Genomic DNA, 21,807 nt, shown 5'->3' with positions numbered 1-21,807 from the left:
CGCGCACGATTGGCTACACGGACGATGACCTCGATCTGGCAGAACTGGACCGGCTTGATGCCATTTGGAAGGCTCGCGGGGACTATTTTGACCTTGCGGTGACTGGCCAGGAAACCGTGCTTGAGGCGCTGAACAACGCCCTGATGGCGGGGTTTGCCGAGCTGACCATTGATCGCGGCCTGATTCGCCCCGTGCGTGACGAGCCGCGCTCAGTGTTCGAGCACATGTATACCCCGCAGAACATCATCGGCAACCTGACGCGCAAGTTCACCACTGTCAGGCCAGACGACTACGACGGCGTCGATGTCGAGTACGTCGATGAAAGCACCTGGCAGAAAGAGACGGTCAAGTGTCGGCTGTCCGGTGATGCAGGGGCCAAAACGGAAAAGATCACGCTGCAAGGGGTCATCAACAGGGATCGGGCCTGGCGGATCGGCATCCGGCAACGCCGCCGCTACAAGTACCAGCGCCACGGCTACAGCTTCACCACCGAGCTATCGGCGATGAACAGCCGGTACAAGAGCTACTGCGCTGCTGCTGACGACATCCCGGGGTATGGCCAGAGCTCTGTCCTCATCGACTTCCAGGTGGGCAACAGCCTGACCTTGTTGGAGAGCTCGGAGCCGCTCACTTGGGAGGAGGGTGCCGCCCACGTTGTTGGCTTGCGAAAGCCGGACGGCACGCTCAGCGGTCCATGGCCGGCCACCCGAGTCGATGACACGCGGCTGACGGTGCCTGGGTTGGACTTTGAGCCCGACCTGAGCTGGGACATTGAGCCCCCGTACCTGCTGTTCGGCACGACCACCAGGTGGTGCTATCCGATCCTGATTGGCTCGATCGCTCCGAAGGACTTCACGACCGATGTTGAGGCTGTGAACTACGACGTGCGCGTTTACGCCGACGATGACAACTTCGCACCACCAAGGGGATCTAGCTGATGCTCTCTATACCTGACGGCTTGCCGTTGCCGTTGCGCGAGGGCTACGGATTCTCACCGGTCAGCCCTATTGTCAGGACGACGATGGCCAGCGGTCGAGCCATGCAGCGCCGGCGGTTTCGCAGTGTGCCCACGATGGTCAGTGTTTCCTGGCTGCTTACCGCCGCACAGGCCCGGCTGTTCGAAGGCTGGTGCAAATGGGGTATCGGGTATGCGGACTGGTTCCTCTGCCCGATCAAGAGCCCGCTTGGCATCAAGCCTACGCGGGCTAGGTTCACCGACATTTACCAGGGGCCTGAGCTGGTTGGCGTCGACCTGTGGCGCTACACCGCCGAGCTTGAGCTGTTCGAGCTGCCGGTGGTGGATGAGGCTGAGTTCACATCGTTGCTTGCGGGCATGCCAATCGCCCAGATGACCGCCCAGCTGCGCTTGCTGCTGGAACGTTGGTACACCCGATCATGGCCCGGCGCGCCGGCCACCTAATTCCCTGCCCACTTCGGTGGGCTTTTTTTCGCCTGGAGTAAACATGAGCGGAGCAGAAGATCTCGCGCGCTTGACACAAACCATAGACAAGACCAACGAGCTTCTCTTGTCTCCGGAAGTGAAGATGGTGGATGTCGGCGGCGGAGTGATGCGCCCGACCAATGCCATGGTTATGACGAACCTGGCAACGCTTCTTGGAGGGGCGATGCCATACACCTCCGTCGAAGAGGGGCTTGCAGAAACTGCTGATGGAACAAACTTCAGTGTTCTGTCTAGCGAGCTTGATTTGTACGTGAATGTCTACCGTCACGCTGGCGACACCGCTGTATTCGTTGACTCTTATCCGAACTCCAAGGCCACGCGAAAAGCATCCGAAACCGCTGATGCCGCGTACAGCCTGTCGCAGCCGCGCTCTCTCGCCGATGAAATGCCATTTGCGGTCGTCGACAAAGATTACCGGGCAATCCTTGGCGTCAAGGCCAATGGCGCTGCTCACGCACTGCTTGACCAATTGCCTGGGCTTGATCTGATCGGCGACTACAGCTGGGCAGTTACCGACGTCAACGGCGTGGTCCTTCTCGGAATTAAATGGTCTGGTGAAGTTGTTATATACGGCCAGGCCAGCGGAACTGTCACCGCCTATGTGGAGGGTCCAATCGGTGGTCAGGATGTCTGGGTTCTAGTTGATGGTGTGCCATTCCAAATTACTTCCAGCGGCGACAATTTTTCGCCTCAAGTGTCCAGTGGCCGGCTCACATTCATTCGTCGGTATGGCAGCTCAGCGCCGGTAACGGTTGATGTTCCTGTTAGTGGTACATGGGCTGAGTTCATTACGACTGTTCTGCATATTGTTGGCTCGGGTCAATCCCTTGCCGTAGGCACTGGCTCGCCGGTGGTGACGACCCAGCCGCCAACTGCGAATCGTCTGTTCACCATAAAGGACGGCGTTCGCCTGTCGAACCAGGACGACACGCTCACCTCCGACATGGTGGCGCCCTTCATCCCCTTGGTGGGCAAGGCCCAAGAAACGCCAGTCGTTCAGCTGTCGGCGCAGCTTAACCGAAACCGTGGCCTGCCCAGCAATGCCGGGCTACTCACCAGCTGCCACGGCCGGGGTGGCTATACCATTGCCCAGCTTTCGAAGGGGTCTCCAACTGGGCGATACGCCAACAGCATGACGGCGGTGACCGCAGCCAAGGCTGAGTGCACGGCCCGCGGGCTCGGCTACAAGGTCCCATTCATTGATTGGATTCAGGGTGAGGCAGACCGGGCCTCGGCACAAGGCGCCTATCTCGCTTCGCTGCTACAGCTGCAGGCTGACTACGATACCGACATCAAAGCGGTAAGCGGGCAGGGTGGCGTAATCCCAATTCTGCTCGACCAAATCAGCAATTGGAGCGCCTACGCCGGGATCACCGAGAGCTTTGTTCCGCTGGAGCAGCTGCAGGCGGCTTTGGACTATCCGACCCGCTTCTACTGCGCAGGCCCGAAGTATTGGGTGCCGACTAACCCCGAGGACGGCGTTCATCTGCCGTCCATGTCTTCTGTGCGGGTAGGTTCGATGCACGCCAGGGCGGCCGAGGCGATCATCAATGGTTCCTCGTGGAAGCCGACCCACATGGTATCGGCAGTTCGTACCGGGCGCGTTGTGCGAGTCCAGTTCTATACGCCGGTAGCGCCACTCGTTATCGATAGCCTCAACGTGACTGATCCTGGGAATCTGGGGTTCCGATACGTCGATAGCACCGCCAGCGCAACGATTCAGAGCGTAGCCATGGTTGGCCCAAGCACAGTCGATATCACGTTGAGCGCCAACCCAACTGGAACGGGCGCCTATATCGGCCTAGCAGACATCGGTTTGCCAAATTCGAATGGCGGGCCAACCACTGGGCCGCGCTCATGCCTGCGCGACAGCAGCCCGGACAAGGATGCTTACGGGCAGCCTCTCTACAACTGGGCATGCCACCAGCGCATCAACATCACAACCCCTTGAGCCAAGGTAAGGAAAACACATGGCAGGCCAACTGATCGTCCTACCAGGCGTTACCGCAGCCGCTTCGGCGAATGCACCCCGCATCAACATGAACGCCGCTGATACAGTTGCGGCGAAGATTTCGTCTTTAAAGCATGCGGCGTCTGCTCGAGCAATGACCGCTGTATCTGGTGGCGGTGTTTCTGGACGCTGTCGAGTAACCGGCCAGCCGCTGGTTTCCAAGGGCACGTTACCAAAAAACCTGAGCCTGGCCGAAGTTTCTGGCAAGAAGGCGCTAGCCGCCGGAGCTAACTCGGGACTCGCTCTACCAAGCGGAAGCCTAACGACTTCCTACACCGTAGTGGCAGCGGTGGCGCTCGCATCCGCCGACGTTTCTGCCAGCGGTGCCGTCAACCTGCTGGCAGGCTTCGGCCCTGCGGACGATTACACCTCGCTGATGCTGCGCTATTACGGTTCGCTTGCAGCATCCCCAAACACCGATGTCTTCATGGCGGCCGGCCCTGTTATCACGAACACGGCAGTGGTTCGAGCCGCGCGCCCGGCCGGCGCATGGGCGATCGTGGTCATCGACTTCAGTGATTCCCAGTTGCTGTCGCTTGCCGTCAACCAAGCGGCAACATTCGCCACCCTGCAGCGCAGCAGCTCCCCCGTAATTGTCGATGGCTCGTATCTCGAACTTGGATATCACCCATCAAGCGGCCTGGCCAATTCGAAGATCGGAGACATTTACACCTTCAACGGGTCGCTGCTTACCAGTGACCTTGGCAAGAGTCAGCTCGCAGAGCTGGTCGCCGCAATGAAGTCGGTATACGGGATCTCGTAAACGCAACAGTCCGAAAGGGGCCGCCTTGAGCGGTTTTTTTGTGCCTGAAATTCATGTAGCCCGCCATGTGCGGGCTTTTTTCGTGCCTGGAGGAACCCATGTCTACACCTCGCGGTGTCCGCAATAACAACCCCGGTAACATTGATTTCAACCCCCGTAATGCCTGGCAGGGCCAGCTCGGCCTGGAGGTGGGTGTAGCAAACCCGCGGTTCGCCCGCTTCGACCATCCCGAAAACGGTATCCGCGCGTTGGGCAAGCTGCTGATCAACTACCGCGGCAAGGACGGCATGCCCGGTGTCGGTCGACCCGGCATCGACACCCCGCTGGAGTTCATCAGCCGCTGGGCCCCATCCAGCGAGAACAACACCCTGGCGTATGCCCAGGCGATCGCAAAGCGCCTGGGCGTAGGCGTCCGCGACTCCATCGACATTTCCAAGCCGAAGGTGCTGCGGGAGGCAGTGGTGGGCATCATCGTCCACGAGAACGGCGGCAACCCCTACAACGCCGAGGTGATCGATGAGGGCATTCGGCGGGCGCTCGCATGAGCACCTGGTTGCTTCGGGTCGCTGGTGCCGGCCTGCTGGTCTTGCTCGGCATCGCTGTGGGGGGCTGGGCCACCACCAGCCACTTCCGACCGGCTCTCGACGCAGAGCAGGACCGGGTGGCGGCGTGCACCGCGGCGCGCGACAACCTCGCAGGCCTGGCTCAGGAACAGGGCAAGGCCTTGGGCGACCTTACCCTGGCGGCGAAGGATCGCCAAGCCGGCGCTGAGCAGGCGGTGGCTCAGGCCAAGGACCGCGCGGATATTGACTATGCCGCGGCGAACCGGCTACAGCAGGATCGCATCGGTGGTGACCAGTGCGCGGCAGCAACCTCGATCATCGACAAGGAGCTTGGCCTATGAGCCTGGGGCTGAAAACACGTGTTCGCAGGAGCGGAATAGAGTGGTTTCGATCTGCAAGCAGCGTAATCCGTGGCCTTGCCTGTAGGAGCGGACTGGTGCTGACCCTGAGCATTGCCGGGTGCGCCGGGAAGGTTGAGCCGCAGACCCAGTATGTGCGCGTTGAGGTACCAGTGCAGGTGCCGTGTCGGCCGTCAGAGGTGGCGGTCCCGACCTGGGCTGCTGCCGGTCTGCTCAAGACTGACAGCCTCGAGGTGAAGGTACGCGCATTGCTGGCAGAGCGCCTTCAGCGGATGGGGTACGAGAGGCAACTTCTAGCTGCAGTGCAATCTTGTCGGTGAACGGCGCTTGAGCGAAGCCGGATAGCTAAGCTGGCTTGCGAGTCGACGTGTGACTGAGTTAGGAGGGGAGGGCGGCACTGCGCCGGAAGTTGGGGCGAGAGCCATCTACACTGTCATGACGCAAACGCTAGTCTGGCGGAGGGAAGTCATGGGGGCTCTTAACTGCAAAACTCTTGCGGCAACATTTTTCTTAGTTATCACTATGGTTGTCGCTTCGACAGCGATTGGTGAGACTGAATTCAAGAAGGTGAAGCTGCTCACCGAAATTTCATTGGATGTTCCTGCGCAATGGAAATTAAAAGTCCATGAGAAAAGCAGGAGTTTCACTGTAGAGGAGGTGGCCAAGGAAAAGAGGACTTTGCTTTTGGCACATTCATTATCTGCAAATGCGATGATTTCCGTCAGCCTTTGGCCAAAGAAAAATGGACTAAACACCAAAGAGCTAGAGTCTATGACGGCAGAGCGTCTATCTAAGATTAAAGGCGGCCTAGCTAAAGGCTTGAGTAATAGTGGCGAGCTTAAAGTTATAACCATACATGATCCTGTGGTGATGCTTGTTTCAGGGCTTCCCGCGTTAGTTACCGGTTATCTCCGTGCAGGGGCCGATGATCCGGAAGACACTTGGGATGTAATCAATATCCTAATACCTAGACCGGATCTCGATGTTAGAATTAGTTTGTCGTGGAGCTCGAAGAGAGACGATTACTGGAGTCCGGTTATGATTCATGTCGTTAAATCTTTTGTGACTTATTGAGTGGTGGAAATGGGTTGTAGTAGAAAACAATATGTGTCTAGGTGAGTTGCAATGGGTCGGATGTAAGTGTCCGCTGGAGGAGGTGGCGCCGGCCAACTAGTGACAGCGCGGGGTCAGGCCTTGAGCATCAGGCTTGACTGTAATACTCGTACCACTTTTTGTACCAAAAAGTGGTTTTTATGGGGGAATCAGGGGGAAATATGGCCCCTGTAGGCCTTTAAAACCCCCTTTTCCAATACTCCTGCTAATCCGCACATAAGTCCTTACCGGTTTTTCCGTTGGGGAGGTGATGCCCCGGATTAGGGCACCTTAAGGAACTGACCAGGGTGGTTTGCAGGAGTTTTAGAACGATCTGTTATAAGGGTTTTCAGTTTTTGGTTGTCCGCCCTGGTTTTTGTGGCGTGGCGATAAATCCAGCGCCGCGCGGGCGGCGCTCGATTCGCAGGCGCCATGAATTCAACGGCATGCGCCCCAAGGCAATCACTTTCCCCGAACCAATCGCCGCACCCCAAACCGGTTCGGATGACAACCTTCCGCCACCCCCCGCGGCAACGGCAGTGGTTCCCCGCACACCCAGGCCGCCAGCAGCTCACCGCTCAGCGGCGCGGTAATCAACCCACGCGACCCGTGCCCGCTGTTCACATACAACCCACCCAGCCAAGGGCAAGCCACATCCGGCACCTGGCGTGCATCCCGCCCCAGCACCGCATAGGCCTGGGCAAATGCCTGCGCGTCGGCCACCGGCCCGACGAGCGGCAGGTAATCCGGGCTGGTGCAACGAAACGCCGCACGGCCCTGCAACTGCTCAGGGTCCAGCTCCGCCGCGCCGAGGCGCTGGGCCAGGTCGGGTGAAATCTCATTCAGCAACGCCAGGTTGCCCTGGTGCTCGGCAACCGTCGGCGTCAGGTCCTCGTTGTGGAAATCAAAGCTCGCGCCCAGGGTATGTTCATCTTCGCGCGGCGGTGCCACGTAGCCCTCCGCACACACCACCGTGCGCAGCGCCCGGCTGCTGGCGGTGGCGGCAAGGCGGGTTATCTGCCCACGGATGCGCTTGAGCGGCAGCTGCGCGCAAGGCTCGAACCGGCGTACTTCGGCCGCACCGGCCAGGATCACCACCGGTGCGCTGGCCAGCAGGCGATTGCCAGCCCAGGCCTGCCACTGCTGGTCAACCTTGCGCAGTTCCAGCACCTCATGGTGCGTCAGCAGGCGAATGCCCGGGTGCTGCAGCTGCTGCTGGCAAAGTGCAGGCGGGTGTACCCAGCCGCCTTCGGGGTAGAACAGCCCACCCGCCGGCAAGGTGACACCGGCGAGGGCCTCAGCCTCGGCGCGCTGCAGTGGCTGCAGCAAGTCGCGGTCGAAGGCAGCAGCCAATTTGCCCTGGCGCTCGGCTTCCTTGCTGTCGAAAGCCAGCTGCAGCACCCCGCAGGCATCCCAGTCACGGCCCCGCTGCAGGCGTTCGAGCTGGCGACGGGTATAACCGAAACCGGACAGGATCATCTGCGACAAGGCAGTGCCATGGGCGGACAGCTTCAGGTACAGCACCCCTTGCGGATTGCCTGAGGCCTCTTGTGCCGCGCCCTGGTGACGCTCCAGCACGGTCACCTGCCAGCCACGCCGGGCCAGGCTGGCGGCGCTGCTGCTACCGGCCAGGCCGGCACCGATCACCAGCGCCTCGCGCGGCCCTGGTGCGGCAGGCGGGCGCGCATACCAGGGCGCTTCGGGGCCGGGCAGGGGGCCGACGTAGGCGCCGCTCATCACCTCCCACTTCTTGCCGATGCCGGGCACCTTTTTCATGGCAAAACCGGCTTCGACCAGGCTGCGGCGTACCCAGCCAGTGGTGGTGAAGGTGCCCAGCACTGTGGCTTCGGCAGCACCAGCCGGGTGCGACAGCCGCGCCAGTTGCGCGAACAGCTGTGGTGTCCACATGTCCGGGTTCTTGGCCGGCGCAAAGCCGTCGAGGAACCACACATCGATCTGTGCATCGAGTTGCGGCAGCTGTTCCAGCACATCCCCGATCAACAGGGTGAGGGTGACCCGGCCGCTGTCGAAGGTGAACTGCTGGAAGCCCGGGTGGATGGCCACGTACTGTTCCAGCAGTGGCTCTGTATAGGCGGCAAGCTCAGGCCACAGGCGTACGGCACGGAGCATGTCGGCGTGGCCGAGGGGGTATTTCTCGACGCTGATGAAGTGCAGGCGTGCATCGCTGTGCGCGTGCGCGTCGAACAGCTGCCAGGCGCAGAAAAAGTTCATGCCGGTACCAAAACCGGTTTCGCCGATCACCATGCAGGTGTGCGGCGCAAGGCTGGCAAAGCGCTCGGCCAGGCGGGTCTGGCCAAGGAACACGTGCTTGGTTTCTTCGATGCCTTCGTTGACGGCGAAATAGACGTCGTCGTACTGCCGCGAATGGGGGCGGCCTTGGTCGTCCCAGTCGATCTGGGCATGCTGGAGGAGGGTGGACATGGTTGGCTCGGTTGCAGCGGATGGGCGGATTTTATGCCATCCGCAACACCTGTGGCAGCGGCTTCGGCCGTCAACAGGTCAATACAGGCAGAAATGAAATCCGCTAGTCTTGGTTAGCCATTGAAGGAGCCAGTGCATGTTCGAATCCGCCGAAATCGGCCACAGCATCGACAAGGAGGCTTACGACGCCGAGGTACCCGCTTTGCGCGAGGCCCTGCTCGAAGCCCAGTACGAACTCAAGCAGCAGGCGCGCTTCCCGGTGATCGTACTGATCAACGGCATCGAAGGCGCGGGCAAGGGTGAGACGGTAAAACTGCTCAACGAGTGGATGGACCCGCGCATGATCGATGTGCTCACCTTCGACCAGCAGACCGACGAAGAGCTGGCCCGCCCGCCGGCCTGGCGTTACTGGCGGGCCTTGCCACCGAAAGGGCGGATGGGGGTGTTCTTCGGCAACTGGTACAGCCAGATGCTGCAGGGGCGGGTGCACGGGGTGTTCAAGGACGCCGTGCTCGACCAGGCCATCACCGGCGCCGAGCGCCTGGAGCAGATGCTGTGCGACGAAGGCGCGCTGATCATCAAGTTCTGGTTCCACCTGTCCAGGAAGCAGATGAAGGCACGGCTGAAATCGCTCAAGGACGACCCGCTGCACAGCTGGAAGATCAGCCCGCTGGACTGGCAGCAGTCGGAAACCTATGACCGTTTCGTGCGTTTTGGCGAGCGCGTGCTGCGTCGCACCAGCCGCGACTATGCACCGTGGCATATCGTCGAAGGTGTCGATCCCAACTACCGCAGCCTGGCGGTGGGGCGCATTCTGCTCGAAAGCCTGCAGGCAGCGCTGGCCAACAACCCGAAGGGCAAGCACCAGGGCAACGTTGCGCCGCTGGGGCGCAGCATCGACGACCGCAGCCTGCTCGGCGCGCTGGACATGACCCTGCGCCTGGACAAGCCAGACTACCAGGAACAACTGGTCACCGAGCAGGCCCGCCTGGCCGGCCTGCTGCGCGACAAACGCATGCGCCGGCATGCCCTGGTAGCTGCATTCGAAGGCAACGATGCGGCCGGCAAGGGCGGTGCCATCCGCCGCGTGGCGGCAGCGCTGGACCCGCGCCAGTACCGCATTGTGCCGATCGCCGCGCCCACTGAAGAAGAGCGTGCTCAGCCTTACCTGTGGCGGTTCTGGCGGCATATTCCGGCGCGCGGCAAGTTCACCATCTTCGACCGCTCGTGGTATGGCCGGGTGCTGGTGGAGCGGGTGGAAGGTTTTTGCACCCCGGGGGACTGGATGCGCGCTTACAGCGAGATCAACGATTTTGAAGAGCAGTTGGTGAATGCGGGCGTGGTGGTGGTCAAGTTCTGGCTGTCGATCGACCAGCAGACCCAGCTGGAGCGTTTTGAAGAGCGCGAGCAGATCCCGTTCAAGCGCTACAAGATCACCGAGGATGATTGGCGCAACCGCGAAAAGTGGGACGACTACGCCCAGGCGGTCGGCGACATGGTCGACCGCACCAGCAGCGAGATCGCACCGTGGACGCTGGTGGAGGCCAACGACAAGCGCTGGGCGCGGGTGAAGGTGTTGCGCACTATCAATCAGGCGCTTGAGGCGGCGTTTGCCAAGCACAAGAAGTAGGTTGCCTGTTCTGGCCTCTTCGCGGGTGAATGCTGGGCGCTCCGCGGACCCTGTGGGAGCGGGCGCGCCCGCGAAGAATCCAACGCGGTGCATGGCACCGGCTGCGCCGGTGTTCGCGGGCACGCCCGCTCCCACAGGGTCCCTGCTGAATCAGTAAGTTATGTGCAGTTCTATGAGATCGGTTCATCGAGGCGTCGAACCGCCGCGAAGGGGTCGGCACAGGACATACGCTTGCCCAGCCATGCCCCAGAAGAATGACCTGATGAATTCTTTTCTCGGCACTCTCCACCGCCCCCACCCTCCAAGCCCGTAGAATTCAACCACCCCACCACGGGCTTGATCGAGGACGCTATGCACACCACTTCCGGCCGCTGGGGCTTTGGCCTGTTCCTGGCACTTCTGACCGCGCTGCTCTGGGGCATCTTGCCGATCAAGCTCAAGCAGGTGCTACAAGTGGTCGACCCGGTGACGGTCACCTGGTATCGCCTGCTGGTCTCCGGCGGCCTGCTGTTCGTCTGGCTGGCGACCAAGCGCCAGCTGCCGTCATTGCGCAAGCTGTCGGCCGGTGGCAAGGGCCTGGTGGTGGTGGCCGTGCTCGGGCTGATGGGCAACTACGTGCTGTACCTGATCGGCCTCAACCTGCTCAGCCCGGGCACCGCGCAGCTGGTGGTGCAGATTGGCCCGGTGCTGTTGCTGGTGGCCAGCGTGTTCGTGTTCCGTGAACGCTTCAGCCTCGGGCAAGGCGTGGGCCTGCTGATCCTGCTGGCGGGCTTTGGCCTGTTTTTCAACCAGCGCCTGGAAGAACTGCTGACTTCACTGGGAACCTACACCACCGGTGTGCTGACCATTCTGCTGGCGACCAGCATCTGGGTGTTCTACGCCCTGAGCCAGAAGCAGCTGCTGACAGTCTGGCATTCGCAGCAGGTGATGATGGTGATCTACCTCAGTTGCGCTGCGCTGTTGACGCCCTGGGTGCACCCGCTGCAAGCCTTGCAGCTGACGCCGGTGCAGGGCTGGCTGTTGCTGGCCTGCTGCCTGAATACCCTGGTGGCCTACGGCGCGTTTGCCGAGGCGCTGGCGCACTGGGAGGCGTCGCGGGTGAGTGCCACCCTGGCGCTGACCCCGCTGGTGACCTTTGTCGCGGTGGCGCTGGCGGCGGTGGTATGGCCTGAGCATGTGCATGCCGAGGACATCAATGCCCTGGGTTATGTGGGGGCGGTGACCGTGGTGCTGGGTTCGGCACTGGTGGCGCTGGGGCCCTCGCTGGTGGCCAGCTGGCGCTCGAGACGGGCGCGGCTGGCCCAGGCTCGTTGATCGCCTGCCCCGGCGATAGGGCCGGGGCGGGGCAATAAAGAGCTTATCCCTTGCCCCCCGGTGCCAGCATGTTCTCGGGCCGCACCCACTGGTCGAACTGCTCATTGGTCAGGTACTTCAGCTCCAACGCCGCCTCGCGCAGGGTCTTGCCCTCGCTGTAGGCCTTCTTGGCGATCTCCGCCGCCTTGTCATAGCCAATATGCGGGTTCAGCGCCGTCACCAGCATCAGCCCCCGTTCCAGGTGCGCGGCCATCTGCTCGGCATCCGGCTCGATACCCGCCACGCAGTGCAGCTGGAAGTTGCGGCAGCCATCGGCCAGCAATTCGATCGACTGCAGCAGGTTGTGGATGATCACCGGCTTGAACACGTTCAGCTGCAAGTGGCCCTGGCTGGCGGCAAAGCCAATCGCCGCATCATTGCCCAGCACCTGGCAGGCCAGCATCGACAGCGCCTCGCACTGGGTAGGGTTGACCTTGCCCGGCATGATCGAGCTGCCTGGTTCATTGGCCGGCAGGCGTACCTCGGCAAGCCCGGCGCGCGGGCCGGAGCCGAGCAGGCGCAAGTCGTTGGCGATTTTCATCAGGGCCACGGCCAGGGTCTTCAGGGCACCCGCCAGGCTGGTCAGCGGTTCGTGGCCGGCGAGGGCGGCAAACTTGTTTGGCGCGGTGACGAACGGCAGCCCGGACAGCGCCGCCAGCTCGGCGGCAATGGCTTCGGCAAAGCCATGCGGGGCGTTGAGCCCGGTACCCACGGCGGTGCCGCCCTGGGCCAGCTCGCACACCGCTGGCAGGGTGGCGCGGATGGCGCGCTGGGCATAGTCCAGCTGGGCAACGAAGGCGGACACTTCCTGGCCGAAGGTGATCGGCGTGGCGTCCATCATGTGCGTGCGACCGGTCTTGACCAGCTTGTGGTGGCGTGCAGACAGCTCCGCCAGCCCCGAGGACAGTTCGGCGATTGCAGGTAGCAGTTTGTCATGCACCGCCTGGGCTGCCGCAATGTGCATGGCGGTGGGGAAGCAGTCATTGGAGCTCTGCGAGCGGTTGACGTGATCGTTAGGGTGTACTGGCGCCTTGCCGCCCCGGCCTTTGCCGGCCAGTTCGTTGGCGCGCCCGGCGATTACTTCGTTGGCGTTCATGTTGCTTTGGGTGCCGCTGCCGGTCTGCCACACGACGAGCGGAAACTGGTCATCGTGCTGTCCGTCCAGCACCTCGTCGGCGGCCTGTTCGATCAGCCGGGCGATGTCCGCCGGCAGGTCGCCATTGCGGTCGTTGACACGCGCCGCGGCTTTCTTGATCAGCGCCAGGGCGTGCAGCACCGCGAGGGGCATGCGTTCCTTGCCGATGGCAAAGTTGATCAGCGAACGCTGGGTCTGCGCACCCCAGTAGGCGTCCTCCGGAACTTCGACCGGGCCCAGGCTGTCTGTCTCGATACGGCTCATTCTGTACGCACTCCTGTGTAGTTCGAAATCGCAGTTTAGGCCCTGATTCGACCGAGCGGTTCCGTCGCTCGTCGTGCCACTTGAGCACATCGCCACCACGGCGCAGAATGCTCTACCCTGAGGTACCTGCCTCCCCCTCTTTGAAGGAAATGCAATGACCCGTCTCCGTGTCCTTTGTGCCGCCGTTGCCCTGGCTTGCGCCAGCGGCCAGGTGCTCGCTGCCACCGCCAGCCACAACGCTGCTGCCGAGAAATTCCTGACCCTGGCCAACGCCGACAAGCTGGGCACCCCGGTGTACATGCAGGTCCAGCAGATGTTTGCCCAGCGCTTCGCCCAGACCAAGGCCCCGGCCAGCAAGCAGCCGGTACTCGAAGGCTACCAGGCCAAGGCCAACGCCGCGCTGGACAACGCCATCGGCTGGAACAAGCTGAAGCCGAAGATGGTCGACCTGTACACCCAGACCTTCACCGAGCAGGAGCTCAAGGACCTGGTCAAGTTCTACGAATCGCCGCTGGGCAAGAAAGTGCTGCGTGAAATGCCCAAGGTCACCCAGCAGTCGGCCCAGCTGACCCAGCAGAGCCTGGAGCCTGCGGTACCTGTGGTCAACAAGCTGCTCGAAGACATGACCAAGGAACTGGACCCGAACGCAGGCAAGGCCGCCGTTCCGGCGAAAAAGTGAGAACGCCGCAATGACCATGCAACAGCGTATCGAACAGCAGCTGGCAGCCCTGGCGCCGCAACATCTGCAGGTGCTCGATGAAAGTCACATGCACAGTCGTGGTCAGGAGACCCACTACAAGGCAGTGATCGTCAGCGAGCAGTTTGCCGGGTTGAGCAGCGTCAAGCGCCACCAGAAGGTGTACGCCACCATGGGTGAGCTGATGGGGCAGATCCATGCCCTGGCCATTCATACCTATACCGGCGAAGAGTGGGCCAAGGTCGGTGTTGCACCGGCCTCGCCGGTGTGCGCGGGCGGCGGGCACTGAAACCTTGCTGTTGTTCTGGTAGAATTCGCTACATCCCAAAAGGGGGCTGCTGTGCAGCCCATCGCCGGCAAGCCAGCTCCCACAGGTAAAGCGCCCTACTTGAGAGTGGTGCAGTATCTGTGGGAGCTGGCTTGTCGGCGATGGACCGCACAGCGGCCCCCTGTTTTTTGCACAACCCGGTCCGCCCCTTACGAGGGCACCCACCTGGAGATCCTGCTTCATGTCTCAACCGATCGTCGTCGCGGCGCTGTACAAGTTCGTCACCCTGCAAGACTACGTCGAGCTGCGCGAGCCGCTGCTCGAGGCCATGGTAAACAACAACGTCAAAGGCACCCTGCTGCTTGCCCATGAGGGCATCAACGGCACCGTGTCGGCCACCCGCGAAGGCATCGATGGCCTGCTGGCCTGGCTGCGCACCGACCCACGCCTGGTCGACGTCGACCATAAAGAGTCGTACTGCGACGAGCAGCCGTTCTACCGCACCAAGGTCAAGCTCAAGAAAGAGATCGTCACCCTCGGCGTGCCGGGCGTGGACCCGAACCAGGCCGTCGGCACCTACGTCGAGCCCAAGGACTGGAACGCCCTGATCAGCGACCCTGAAGTGCTGCTGATCGACACCCGCAACGACTACGAAGTGGCCATCGGCACCTTCAAGGGCGCCCTCGATCCCAAGACCGAAACCTTCCGCGAGTTCCCCGAGTACATCAAGGCCAACTTTGACCCGAGCAAGCACAAGAAGGTTGCCATGTTCTGCACCGGCGGCATTCGTTGTGAAAAAGCTTCCAGCTACATGCTCGGTGAAGGCTTCGAGGAGGTCTATCATCTTAAAGGCGGCGTCCTGAAATACTTCGAAGAAGTGCCTCAGGAACAAAGCCTGTGGGACGGCGACTGCTTCGTCTTCGACAACCGCGTCACGGTGCGCCATGACCTGAGCGAAGGCGAGTACGACCAGTGTCACGCCTGCCGCCACCCGATCAATGCAGAGGAGCGCGCGTCCGAGCACTATTCGCCAGGTGTCAGCTGCCCGCATTGCTGGGACACCCTGAGCGAAAAGACCCGGCGCAGTGCCATCGACCGGCAGAAGCAGATCGAACTGGCCAAGGCGCGCAACCTGCCGCACCCGATCGGTTTCAACTACAAAGCCGAGGCCTGATGCATGTCTGCACGCCTGATCTATGTGATGGACCCGATGTGCTCCTGGTGCTGGGGTTTCGCGCCAGTGGCCGCGGCCCTGATCGCCCAGGCGCGTGAGGCCGGCGTGCCCACCCGTGTGGTGCCAGGCGGGCTGCGCACCGGCGGCAGCGCGCTGGACAGCTCTACCCGCAAGTACATCCTCGAACACTGGCAGGCGGTGGCTGAAGCGACCGGCCAGCCGTTCCGTTTCGAGGGTGCCATGCCCGACGGTTTCGTCTACGACACCGAGCCTGCCTGCCGCGCCCTGGTCACGGCCCGCGAGCTGGACGCCGAGCGCGTCTGGCCGTTGCTGGCGCTGATCCAGCGCGGGTTCTATGAGCAAGGCATGGATGTGACCACCGCGCCGCAGCTGGTCGACCTGGCCGAACAGGCGGGCTTCGACCGCGCCGTGTTCGCCCAGGCCTTCGCCGGCGCCGACACGCGCGCCGCGACCGCTGCCGATTTCAGCTGGGCCCAGGACCTGGGCATTGCCGGGTTCCCGACCCTGCTGGCCGAGCGCCACGGCCAGCTGGCCTTGCTGACCAACGGCTACCAGCCGCTGGACAGCCTGCAGCCGTTGCTTGGCCGCTGGTTGCAGCAGGCCGCCTGTGCTTGATGTGCCTGGGTCACCCGACCCGGTACCGGGCAAGCCTTGCGCTGCGGCCGATCGACTGAGCTGGGCGGAAATTCGCCGTCTGGCCCTGCACCACAAGAAAAACCTCTGGTCTGCCAACCTCATCGCCGTACTGGCAGCGTGCTGCAGCGTGCCCATTCCGTTGCTGCTGCCACTGTTGGTCGATGAAGTGCTGCTGGGTCATGGTGATGCCGCGCTGAAATGGATGAACAACCTGCTGCCGTCCGGTTGGCAGGTAGCGGCCGGTTACATCGGCTTGATGCTGTGCCTCACGCTTTGCCTGCGCCTGGCGGCGCTGGCGTTCAATGTGGTCCAGGCCAAGCTGTTCGCGGGTCTGGCCAAGGACATCGTGTACCGCCTGCGCATTCGCCTGATCGAGCGGCTGAAGCGGATTTCGCTGAAGGAATACGAAGACCTGGGCAGCGGCACGGTCACCACTCACCTGGTCACCGACCTGGACACCCTCGACAAGTTCGTCGGCGAAACCCTCAGCCGCTTCCTGGTGGCCATGCTGACCTTGACCGGCACCGCGGCCATCCTGATCTGGATGCACTGGCAGCTGGCCCTGCTGATCTTGCTGTTCAACCCGCTGGTGATCTATTTCACCGTACAGCTGGGCAAGCGCGTCAAGCACCTGAAAAAGCTCGAGAACGACAGCACCGCACGCTTCACTCAGGCGCTGACCGAAACCCTCGATGCCATCCAGGAGATCCGCGCCAGCAACCGCCAGGGCTACTTCCTCGGCCGCCTGGGCCTGCGTGCCCGCGAAGTGCGCGACTTCGCCGTGGATTCGCAATGGAAGAGCGACGCCAGCGGCCGTGCCAGTGGCTTGCTGTTCCAGTTCGGCATCGATATCTTCCGGGCTGCGGCCATGTTGACCGTGCTGTTCTCCGACCTGTCGATCGGGCAGATGCTGGCAGTGTTCAGCTACCTGTGGTTCATGATCGGGCCAGTGGAGCAGCTGCTCAACCTGCAGTACGCCTACTATGCCGCTGGCGGCGCATTGAGCCGGCTCAACGAGCTGCTGGCGCGGGCCGACGAACCGCAATACCCGGCTGCCAGCGACCCGTTCGCCGGGCGCGAGACAGTGGGTATCGATGTGCGCGATCTGCGCTTTGCCTATGCCGACGAACCGGTGCTGGAGCACCTCGACCTGTCCATTGCCCCGGGCGAAAAAGTGGCCATCGTAGGTGCCAGCGGCGGTGGCAAGAGCACCCTTGTGCAGCTGTTGCTGGGGCTTTACAGCGCCCAGGCCGGCACCATCCGCTTTGGCGGTGCCAGCCTGCAGGAAATCGGCCTGGAAACCCTGCGTGAAAACGTCGCAGTGGTGTTGCAGCACCCGTCGCTGTTCAACGACAGCGTGCGTGCCAACCTGAGCATGGGCCGCGATTGCAGCGACGACGCTTGCTGGCAGGCGCTGCGCATTGCCCAGCTGGATGCCACCATCGCCGCCTTGCCGCAGGGCCTGGACAGCGTGGTGGGGCGCTCGGGTGTGCGTTTGTCGGGTGGCCAGCGCCAGCGCCTGGCAATTGCCCGCATGGTATTGGCCGAGCCCAAGGTGGTGATCCTCGACGAGGCCACCTCGGCCCTGGACGCCGCTACTGAGTACAACCTGCACCAGGCCCTGGCGCGCTTCCTCAGCGGCCGTACCACGCTGATCATCGCCCACCGGCTGTCGGCGGTGAAGCAGGCTGACCGGGTGCTGGTGTTCGATGGCGGGCATGTGGCCGAAGACGGTGACCATCAGCAACTGATTGCCGACGGTGGGCTGTATGCCAAGCTCTACGGACATCTCCAGCAGAGCTGAACCTCAAGCCAGCACAGGCCGTACAAATTCCCGGTTTTCTGTCATAAAAATCCCCTCCACGAAGATGGCAAATGGCCTACGCTGTGCTTGTCTGGGTTGATTTGCGCCTTATCTGCTCTGTGACAGGGACTCCATGAAGGGACATCGCACTCTAGAAGCGCCAAAGTTGCTCGGCATTACCTGGCCCTTCATCGCCGTCGTGGTCTTCCAGGTGGCGCTGGGCAGCCTCAGTCTTTATACGCTCTCGGCCGTGCGCGCCTATGTTGCGGGCGAAAGCCTGTGGTCCAAGGCGCAGAAAGACGCCATCTACTACCTCACCCTGTATGCCGAAAACCGCGACGATAGCACCTATCAGCGCTATCGCCAGGCCATCACTGTGCCCCAGGGCGACCAGCAGGTGCGCGAAGTGCTGGACCACCCGCGGCCCGACCTGGACGCCGCGCGCCAGGCTGTGCTGCAAGGTGGCAACCACCCCGACGATGTCGAGCGGATCATCTGGTTCTACCGCAACTTCCGTAACGTCAGCTACATGCAGACCGCCATCGACTTCTGGAACATTGGCGACGAGTACCTGGCCAAGCTGGATGTACTGGCCGGCGAAGTGCGCCAGCGCTTCAGCAGCGGCCCGCCGGTGGATGCGCGCACGGTCGATGACTGGCAGGCCCGTATCGTTGCCATCAACGAAGGCGTCACGCCGGCCGCGAAAGCGTTCAGCGATGCCTTGGGCGAAGGCTCGCGCATGCTGCTGCGGGTGCTGCTGATCACCAACCTGCTGACCGCGCTGTTTCTGATTGCCATCGCTTGGCGTCGTTCGAGCAAGCTGCTGGCCCAGCGGCAGGCCTTCGCCAGCGCTCTGCAGGAAGAAAAAGAGCGCGCGCAAATCACCCTGCAGGCCATTGGCGATGCGGTGATTACCACCGATGTGGAGGGCTACATCGGCTACATGAACCCGGCCGCCGAGCAACTGACCCACTGGCAGGCCGGCCAGGCTCAGGGCCTGCCGCTGTCGGCGCTGTTCAGCCTGGTTGACGAACATGCCGAGGAGGATGACCGCAGCCTGGTCGAGCAGGTACTTAGCGGCAGCCTCAAGGGCGGCGCCGAGCATGCCCGGCTGATCCAGCGCCTGGATGGCAGCACCGTGTCGATCAACCTGGTGGGCTCGCCAATCGTCAATGAGGGCCAGGTCAGCGGTATGGTGCTGGTGCTGCACGACATGACCCAGGAGCGCCAGTACATCGCCAACCTGTCCTGGCAGGCCACCCACGACGCCCTGACCGGCCTGGCCAACCGCCGCGAGTTCGAATACCGCCTGGAGCAGGCGCTCAATGGCCTGGCGCGCCAGGCTGGGCGGCATTCGCTGATGTTCCTCGACCTCGACCAGTTCAAGCTGGTCAACGACACCTGCGGGCATGCCGCCGGCGATGAGTTGCTGCGGCACATCTGCGCCGTGCTGCAATCCGGCTTGCGCGAAGGCGACACCCTGGCGCGGCTGGGCGGCGACGAATTTGGCGTGCTGCTGGAAAACTGCCCGCCCGACCAGGCCGAGCGCATTGCCGAGCAACTGCGGCAGATGGTGCAGAGTTTGCACTTTGTCTGGAAAGGCCGGCCGTTCGTCACCACGGTCAGCATTGGCCTGGTGCACATGGCCCAGGCGCCCGGCACCCTGGAGACTTCGCTGCGCGCCGCCGACATGGCCTGCTACATGGCCAAGGAGAAGGGCCGCAACCGCGTGCAGGTGTACCACGCCGACGACAGCGAGTTGTCCATGCGCTTTGGCGAAATGGCCTGGATCCAGCGCTTGCATGTGGCCCTGGAAGAAAACCTCTTTTGCCTGTACGCGCAGGAAATCGCCCCGCTGAAATCGTTCGAAGGCCCGGGCCATATCGAGATCCTGTTGCGCCTGCACGATGAAAGCGGGCGCACCATCCTGCCCAGCAGCTTCATCCCGGCGGCGGAGCGCTATGGCCTGATGACCGCGCTGGACCGCTGGGTGGTGCGCAATGTGTTCCAGGTCATTCGCCAGTGCCTGGACGAAGGGCGCGAAGGGCCGTTGTCGATCTGCGCCATCAACCTTTCGGGGTCGAGCATTGGTGACGACAAGTTCCTCGAATACCTGCAGCGGCTGTTTGTCGAGTACGCCATTCCGCCGCGCATGATCTGTTTTGAAATCACCGAAACCAGCGCCATTGCCAACCTGGGCAGCGCTATCCGCTTCATCAACGAGTTAAAGGGGCTGGGCTGCAGGTTCTCGCTCGATGATTTCTGCGCCGGCATGTCTTCGTTCGCCTACCTCAAGCATTTGCCCGTGGATTTCCTCAAGATCGACGGCAGTTTCGTCAAGGACATGCTCGACGACCCGGTCAACCGGGCCATGGTCGAGGTCATCAACCACATCGGCCATGTGATGGGCAAGCGCACCATTGCCGAGTTTGTCGAAACACCCTTGATCGAGCAGGCCCTGCAGGAAATAGGCGTGGATTACGCCCAGGGCTACCTGATCGAACGCCCTCAGGTGTTCACCTGTGACAGTCTGCAGCGCCAACGGATCGCCGCCCGGCCTCTGTTGCAGCGGGCGCCTGGCACCTTTCGCTAGCTAGAAATCACAAGGATCAAGGAGCTGAAAGTGATTGATGCATTCATCCGTATCGGGCCTTTGATGGACCCCGCCAGCTACCCCCAATGGGCCCAGCAACTGATTGAAGACTGCCGAGAAAGCAAGCGCCGGGTGGTCGAGCATGAGTTCTACACGCGCCTTCGCGATGGCCAGCTGAAGCAGTCGACCATCCGCCAGTACCTGATCGGTGGCTGGCCGGTGGTAGAGCAGTTCTCGCTGTACATGGCCCATAACCTGACCAAGACCCGCTACGGCCGGCATCAGGGCGAAGACATGGCGCGGCGCTGGTTGATGCGCAACATCCGTGTCGAGCTCAACCACGCCGACTACTGGGTGAACTGGTGCCAGGCCCACGGCGTGCACCTGCACGAGTTGCAGGCGCAGGAAGTGCCGCCCGAGCTGAACGGCTTGAACGACTGGTGCTGGCGCGTGTGCGCTACCGAGAACCTGGCCATTTCCATGGCGGCCACCAACTATGCCATCGAAGGTGCGACCGGCGAATGGTCGGCGGTGGTGTGCTCTACCGATACCTATGCGCAGGGGTTCCCGGAGGATCAGCGCAAGCGGGCGATGAAGTGGCTGAAGATGCACGCCCAGTACGATGATGCGCACCCGTGGGAGGCGCTGGAGATCATCTGTACCCTGGCTGGCGAGAACCCGACCCTGGGCTTGCGAACCGAGCTGCGCCGGGCGATTTGCAAGAGTTATGACTGCATGTACCTGTTCCTGGAGCGGTGCATGCAGCTGGAAGGGCGCCAGCAGGGGCGTATGCGCCCGGCGTTGGCGGCGGGCTGACCGTTCGTCTGTGCCGGCCCCATCGCCGGCAAGCCAGCTCCTACAGGGGTCCCGCATTGCCCTGGCTTGAGGTGATCCTGTGGGAGCTGGCTTGCCGGCGATAGGGGTCGGACAGGCAAAAGCTTTACTGGGCGTTCAGCGCCTGCCCATTCACCGCCTTGCTGTCCGGCCCCATCAGGTATACATACACCGGCATGATCTCTTCGGGCAGCGGGTTGTTCTGCGGGTTTTCGCTGGGGTAAGCCTGGGCCCGCATCGCCGTGCGCGTGGCGCCCGGGTTGATGCTGTTGGAGCGCACCGGCGCCACACCCTCCAGTTCATCGGCCAGGGTCTGCATCAGGCCTTCGGTGGCGAACTTCGACACCCCGTAGGCGCCCCAGTAAGCCCGCCCCTTGCGCCCGACGCTGCTGCTGGTGAACACCACCGAGGCGTCTTCCGACAGTTTCAGCAGCGGCAACAGGGTGCTGGTGAGCATGAAGGTGGCATCGACGTTGATGTGCATCACCCGCATGAAGTTTTCACCCGACAGCTGCTCCAGCGGCGTGCGCGGGCCGATGATCGAGGCGTTGTTGAGCAGGCCGTCGAGGCGGCCGAACTGGTCCTCGATCATCACGGCCAGCTCGTCGTACTGATGGGGCAGGGCGGTTTCCAGGTTGAACGGGATCACCACCGGCTGCGGATGCCCGGCGGCTTCGATCTGGTCATACACCTCGTTCAGGTTGGC

Annotated in this window: 20 protein-coding genes; 17 read left to right on the top strand and 3 right to left on the bottom strand. The window is 62.4% G+C overall.

Annotation, left to right across the window (positions count from 1 at the left end; translation table 11 throughout):
* The 8 genes from HP546_RS09590 to HP546_RS09560 form a co-directional block, all read left to right on the top strand.
* A partial coding sequence (locus HP546_RS09590; protein ID WP_256678449.1) for a host specificity factor TipJ family phage tail protein occupies nucleotides 1-938 on the top strand: 938 nt, incomplete at its 5' end.
* Entirely contained in the window at nucleotides 938-1,420 is a 483-nt protein-coding gene (locus HP546_RS09585) for a hypothetical protein (protein ID WP_172223510.1), read from the top strand. The genes HP546_RS09590 and HP546_RS09585, both read left to right, overlap by 1 nt.
* A 43-nt stretch (nucleotides 1,421-1,463) precedes the next feature.
* Nucleotides 1,464-3,413, top strand: coding sequence for a hypothetical protein (locus HP546_RS09580; RefSeq protein ID WP_172223506.1), 1,950 nt, complete (start codon nucleotides 1,464-1,466; stop codon nucleotides 3,411-3,413).
* A gap of 19 nt (nucleotides 3,414-3,432) precedes the next feature.
* Complete coding sequence (locus HP546_RS09575) at nucleotides 3,433-4,236, top strand: hypothetical protein (protein WP_172223501.1); 804 nt, start codon at nucleotides 3,433-3,435, stop codon at nucleotides 4,234-4,236.
* Between the two features lie 98 nt (nucleotides 4,237-4,334).
* Nucleotides 4,335-4,781 (top strand): structural protein P5, encoded by a 447-nt coding sequence (locus HP546_RS09570; protein WP_172223498.1) that lies wholly within the window; start codon nucleotides 4,335-4,337, stop codon nucleotides 4,779-4,781.
* Entirely contained in the window at nucleotides 4,778-5,140 is a 363-nt protein-coding gene (locus HP546_RS09565) for a hypothetical protein (RefSeq protein ID WP_172223494.1), read from the top strand. Before HP546_RS09570 ends, HP546_RS09565 begins: the two co-directional genes overlap by 4 nt.
* A gap of 65 nt (nucleotides 5,141-5,205) precedes the next feature.
* Entirely contained in the window at nucleotides 5,206-5,478 is a 273-nt protein-coding gene (locus HP546_RS31785) for a hypothetical protein (RefSeq protein WP_372242421.1), read from the top strand.
* 148 nt (nucleotides 5,479-5,626) lie between these two features.
* Complete coding sequence (locus HP546_RS09560; RefSeq protein WP_172223491.1) at nucleotides 5,627-6,232, top strand: hypothetical protein; 606 nt, start codon at nucleotides 5,627-5,629, stop codon at nucleotides 6,230-6,232.
* A gap of 480 nt (nucleotides 6,233-6,712) precedes the next feature.
* Here the strand turns inward: HP546_RS09560 and mnmC are convergent, their stop codons facing one another.
* On the bottom strand, nucleotides 6,713-8,692 hold the full coding sequence (gene mnmC / locus HP546_RS09555; RefSeq protein WP_172223487.1) for a bifunctional tRNA (5-methylaminomethyl-2-thiouridine)(34)-methyltransferase MnmD/FAD-dependent 5-carboxymethylaminomethyl-2-thiouridine(34) oxidoreductase MnmC: 1,980 nt from the start codon (nucleotides 8,690-8,692) through the stop codon (nucleotides 6,713-6,715).
* A gap of 136 nt (nucleotides 8,693-8,828) precedes the next feature.
* Here mnmC and pap point away from each other — a divergent pair, with 136 nt between their 5' ends.
* Nucleotides 8,829-10,322, top strand: a complete 1,494-nt coding sequence (gene pap, locus HP546_RS09550; protein ID WP_172223483.1) for a polyphosphate:AMP phosphotransferase — start codon at nucleotides 8,829-8,831, stop codon at nucleotides 10,320-10,322.
* A 351-nt stretch (nucleotides 10,323-10,673) separates the two neighbouring features.
* Entirely contained in the window at nucleotides 10,674-11,636 is a 963-nt protein-coding gene (locus tag HP546_RS09545) for a DMT family transporter (protein WP_172223479.1), read from the top strand.
* Nucleotides 11,637-11,679: 43 nt separating this feature from the next.
* Here HP546_RS09545 and HP546_RS09540 read toward each other — a convergent pair whose 3' ends face one another.
* Nucleotides 11,680-13,074, bottom strand: coding sequence for a class II fumarate hydratase (locus HP546_RS09540; RefSeq protein WP_172223475.1), 1,395 nt, complete (start codon nucleotides 13,072-13,074; stop codon nucleotides 11,680-11,682).
* 154 nt (nucleotides 13,075-13,228) lie between these two features.
* On the opposite strand from HP546_RS09540, the gene HP546_RS09535 reads away from it, so the two are divergent.
* The 7 genes from HP546_RS09535 to HP546_RS09505 all read left to right on the top strand — a co-directional run bounded on the left by HP546_RS09535 (nucleotide 13,229) and on the right by HP546_RS09505 (nucleotide 21,083).
* Nucleotides 13,229-13,753 carry a DUF2059 domain-containing protein gene (locus tag HP546_RS09535; RefSeq protein ID WP_172223471.1) on the top strand — a complete coding sequence of 175 codons (525 nt, stop codon included), beginning with the start codon at nucleotides 13,229-13,231 and terminating at the stop codon, nucleotides 13,751-13,753.
* A 10-nt stretch (nucleotides 13,754-13,763) separates the two neighbouring features.
* A complete protein-coding gene (locus tag HP546_RS09530; RefSeq protein WP_172223468.1) occupies nucleotides 13,764-14,060 on the top strand; it encodes a BolA family transcriptional regulator in 297 nt (98 codons plus the stop codon).
* 220 nt (nucleotides 14,061-14,280) lie between these two features.
* Nucleotides 14,281-15,213 carry a rhodanese-related sulfurtransferase gene (locus HP546_RS09525; RefSeq protein WP_172223465.1) on the top strand — a complete coding sequence of 311 codons (933 nt, stop codon included), beginning with the start codon at nucleotides 14,281-14,283 and terminating at the stop codon, nucleotides 15,211-15,213.
* Nucleotides 15,214-15,216: 3 nt separating this feature from the next.
* On the top strand, nucleotides 15,217-15,849 hold the full coding sequence (locus HP546_RS09520) for a DsbA family protein (RefSeq protein WP_172223460.1): 633 nt from the start codon (nucleotides 15,217-15,219) through the stop codon (nucleotides 15,847-15,849).
* Nucleotides 15,842-17,674 (top strand): ABC transporter ATP-binding protein, encoded by a 1,833-nt coding sequence (locus HP546_RS09515; protein WP_172223456.1) that lies wholly within the window; start codon nucleotides 15,842-15,844, stop codon nucleotides 17,672-17,674. The genes HP546_RS09520 and HP546_RS09515 overlap by 8 nt, the downstream gene beginning before the upstream one ends.
* Before the next feature lie 133 nt (nucleotides 17,675-17,807).
* A complete protein-coding gene (locus tag HP546_RS09510) occupies nucleotides 17,808-20,267 on the top strand; it encodes an EAL domain-containing protein (protein ID WP_172223453.1) in 2,460 nt (819 codons plus the stop codon).
* A 30-nt stretch (nucleotides 20,268-20,297) separates the two neighbouring features.
* Nucleotides 20,298-21,083: an iron-containing redox enzyme family protein gene (locus tag HP546_RS09505; RefSeq protein ID WP_172223449.1), complete on the top strand. Its 786-nt coding sequence runs from the start codon at nucleotides 20,298-20,300 to the stop codon at nucleotides 21,081-21,083.
* A gap of 124 nt (nucleotides 21,084-21,207) precedes the next feature.
* Here HP546_RS09505 and HP546_RS09500 read toward each other — a convergent pair.
* On the bottom strand, nucleotides 21,208-21,807 hold a 600-nt coding region (locus HP546_RS09500; protein WP_172223445.1), incomplete at its 5' end, for a YciK family oxidoreductase.

Source organism: Pseudomonas sp. CM25, from assembly GCF_013179705.1.
Lineage (GTDB): Bacteria > Pseudomonadota > Gammaproteobacteria > Pseudomonadales > Pseudomonadaceae > Aquipseudomonas.
Note: the sequence above shows the minus strand (reverse complement) of the source record. Positions and strands in the feature narration are given on the sequence as shown.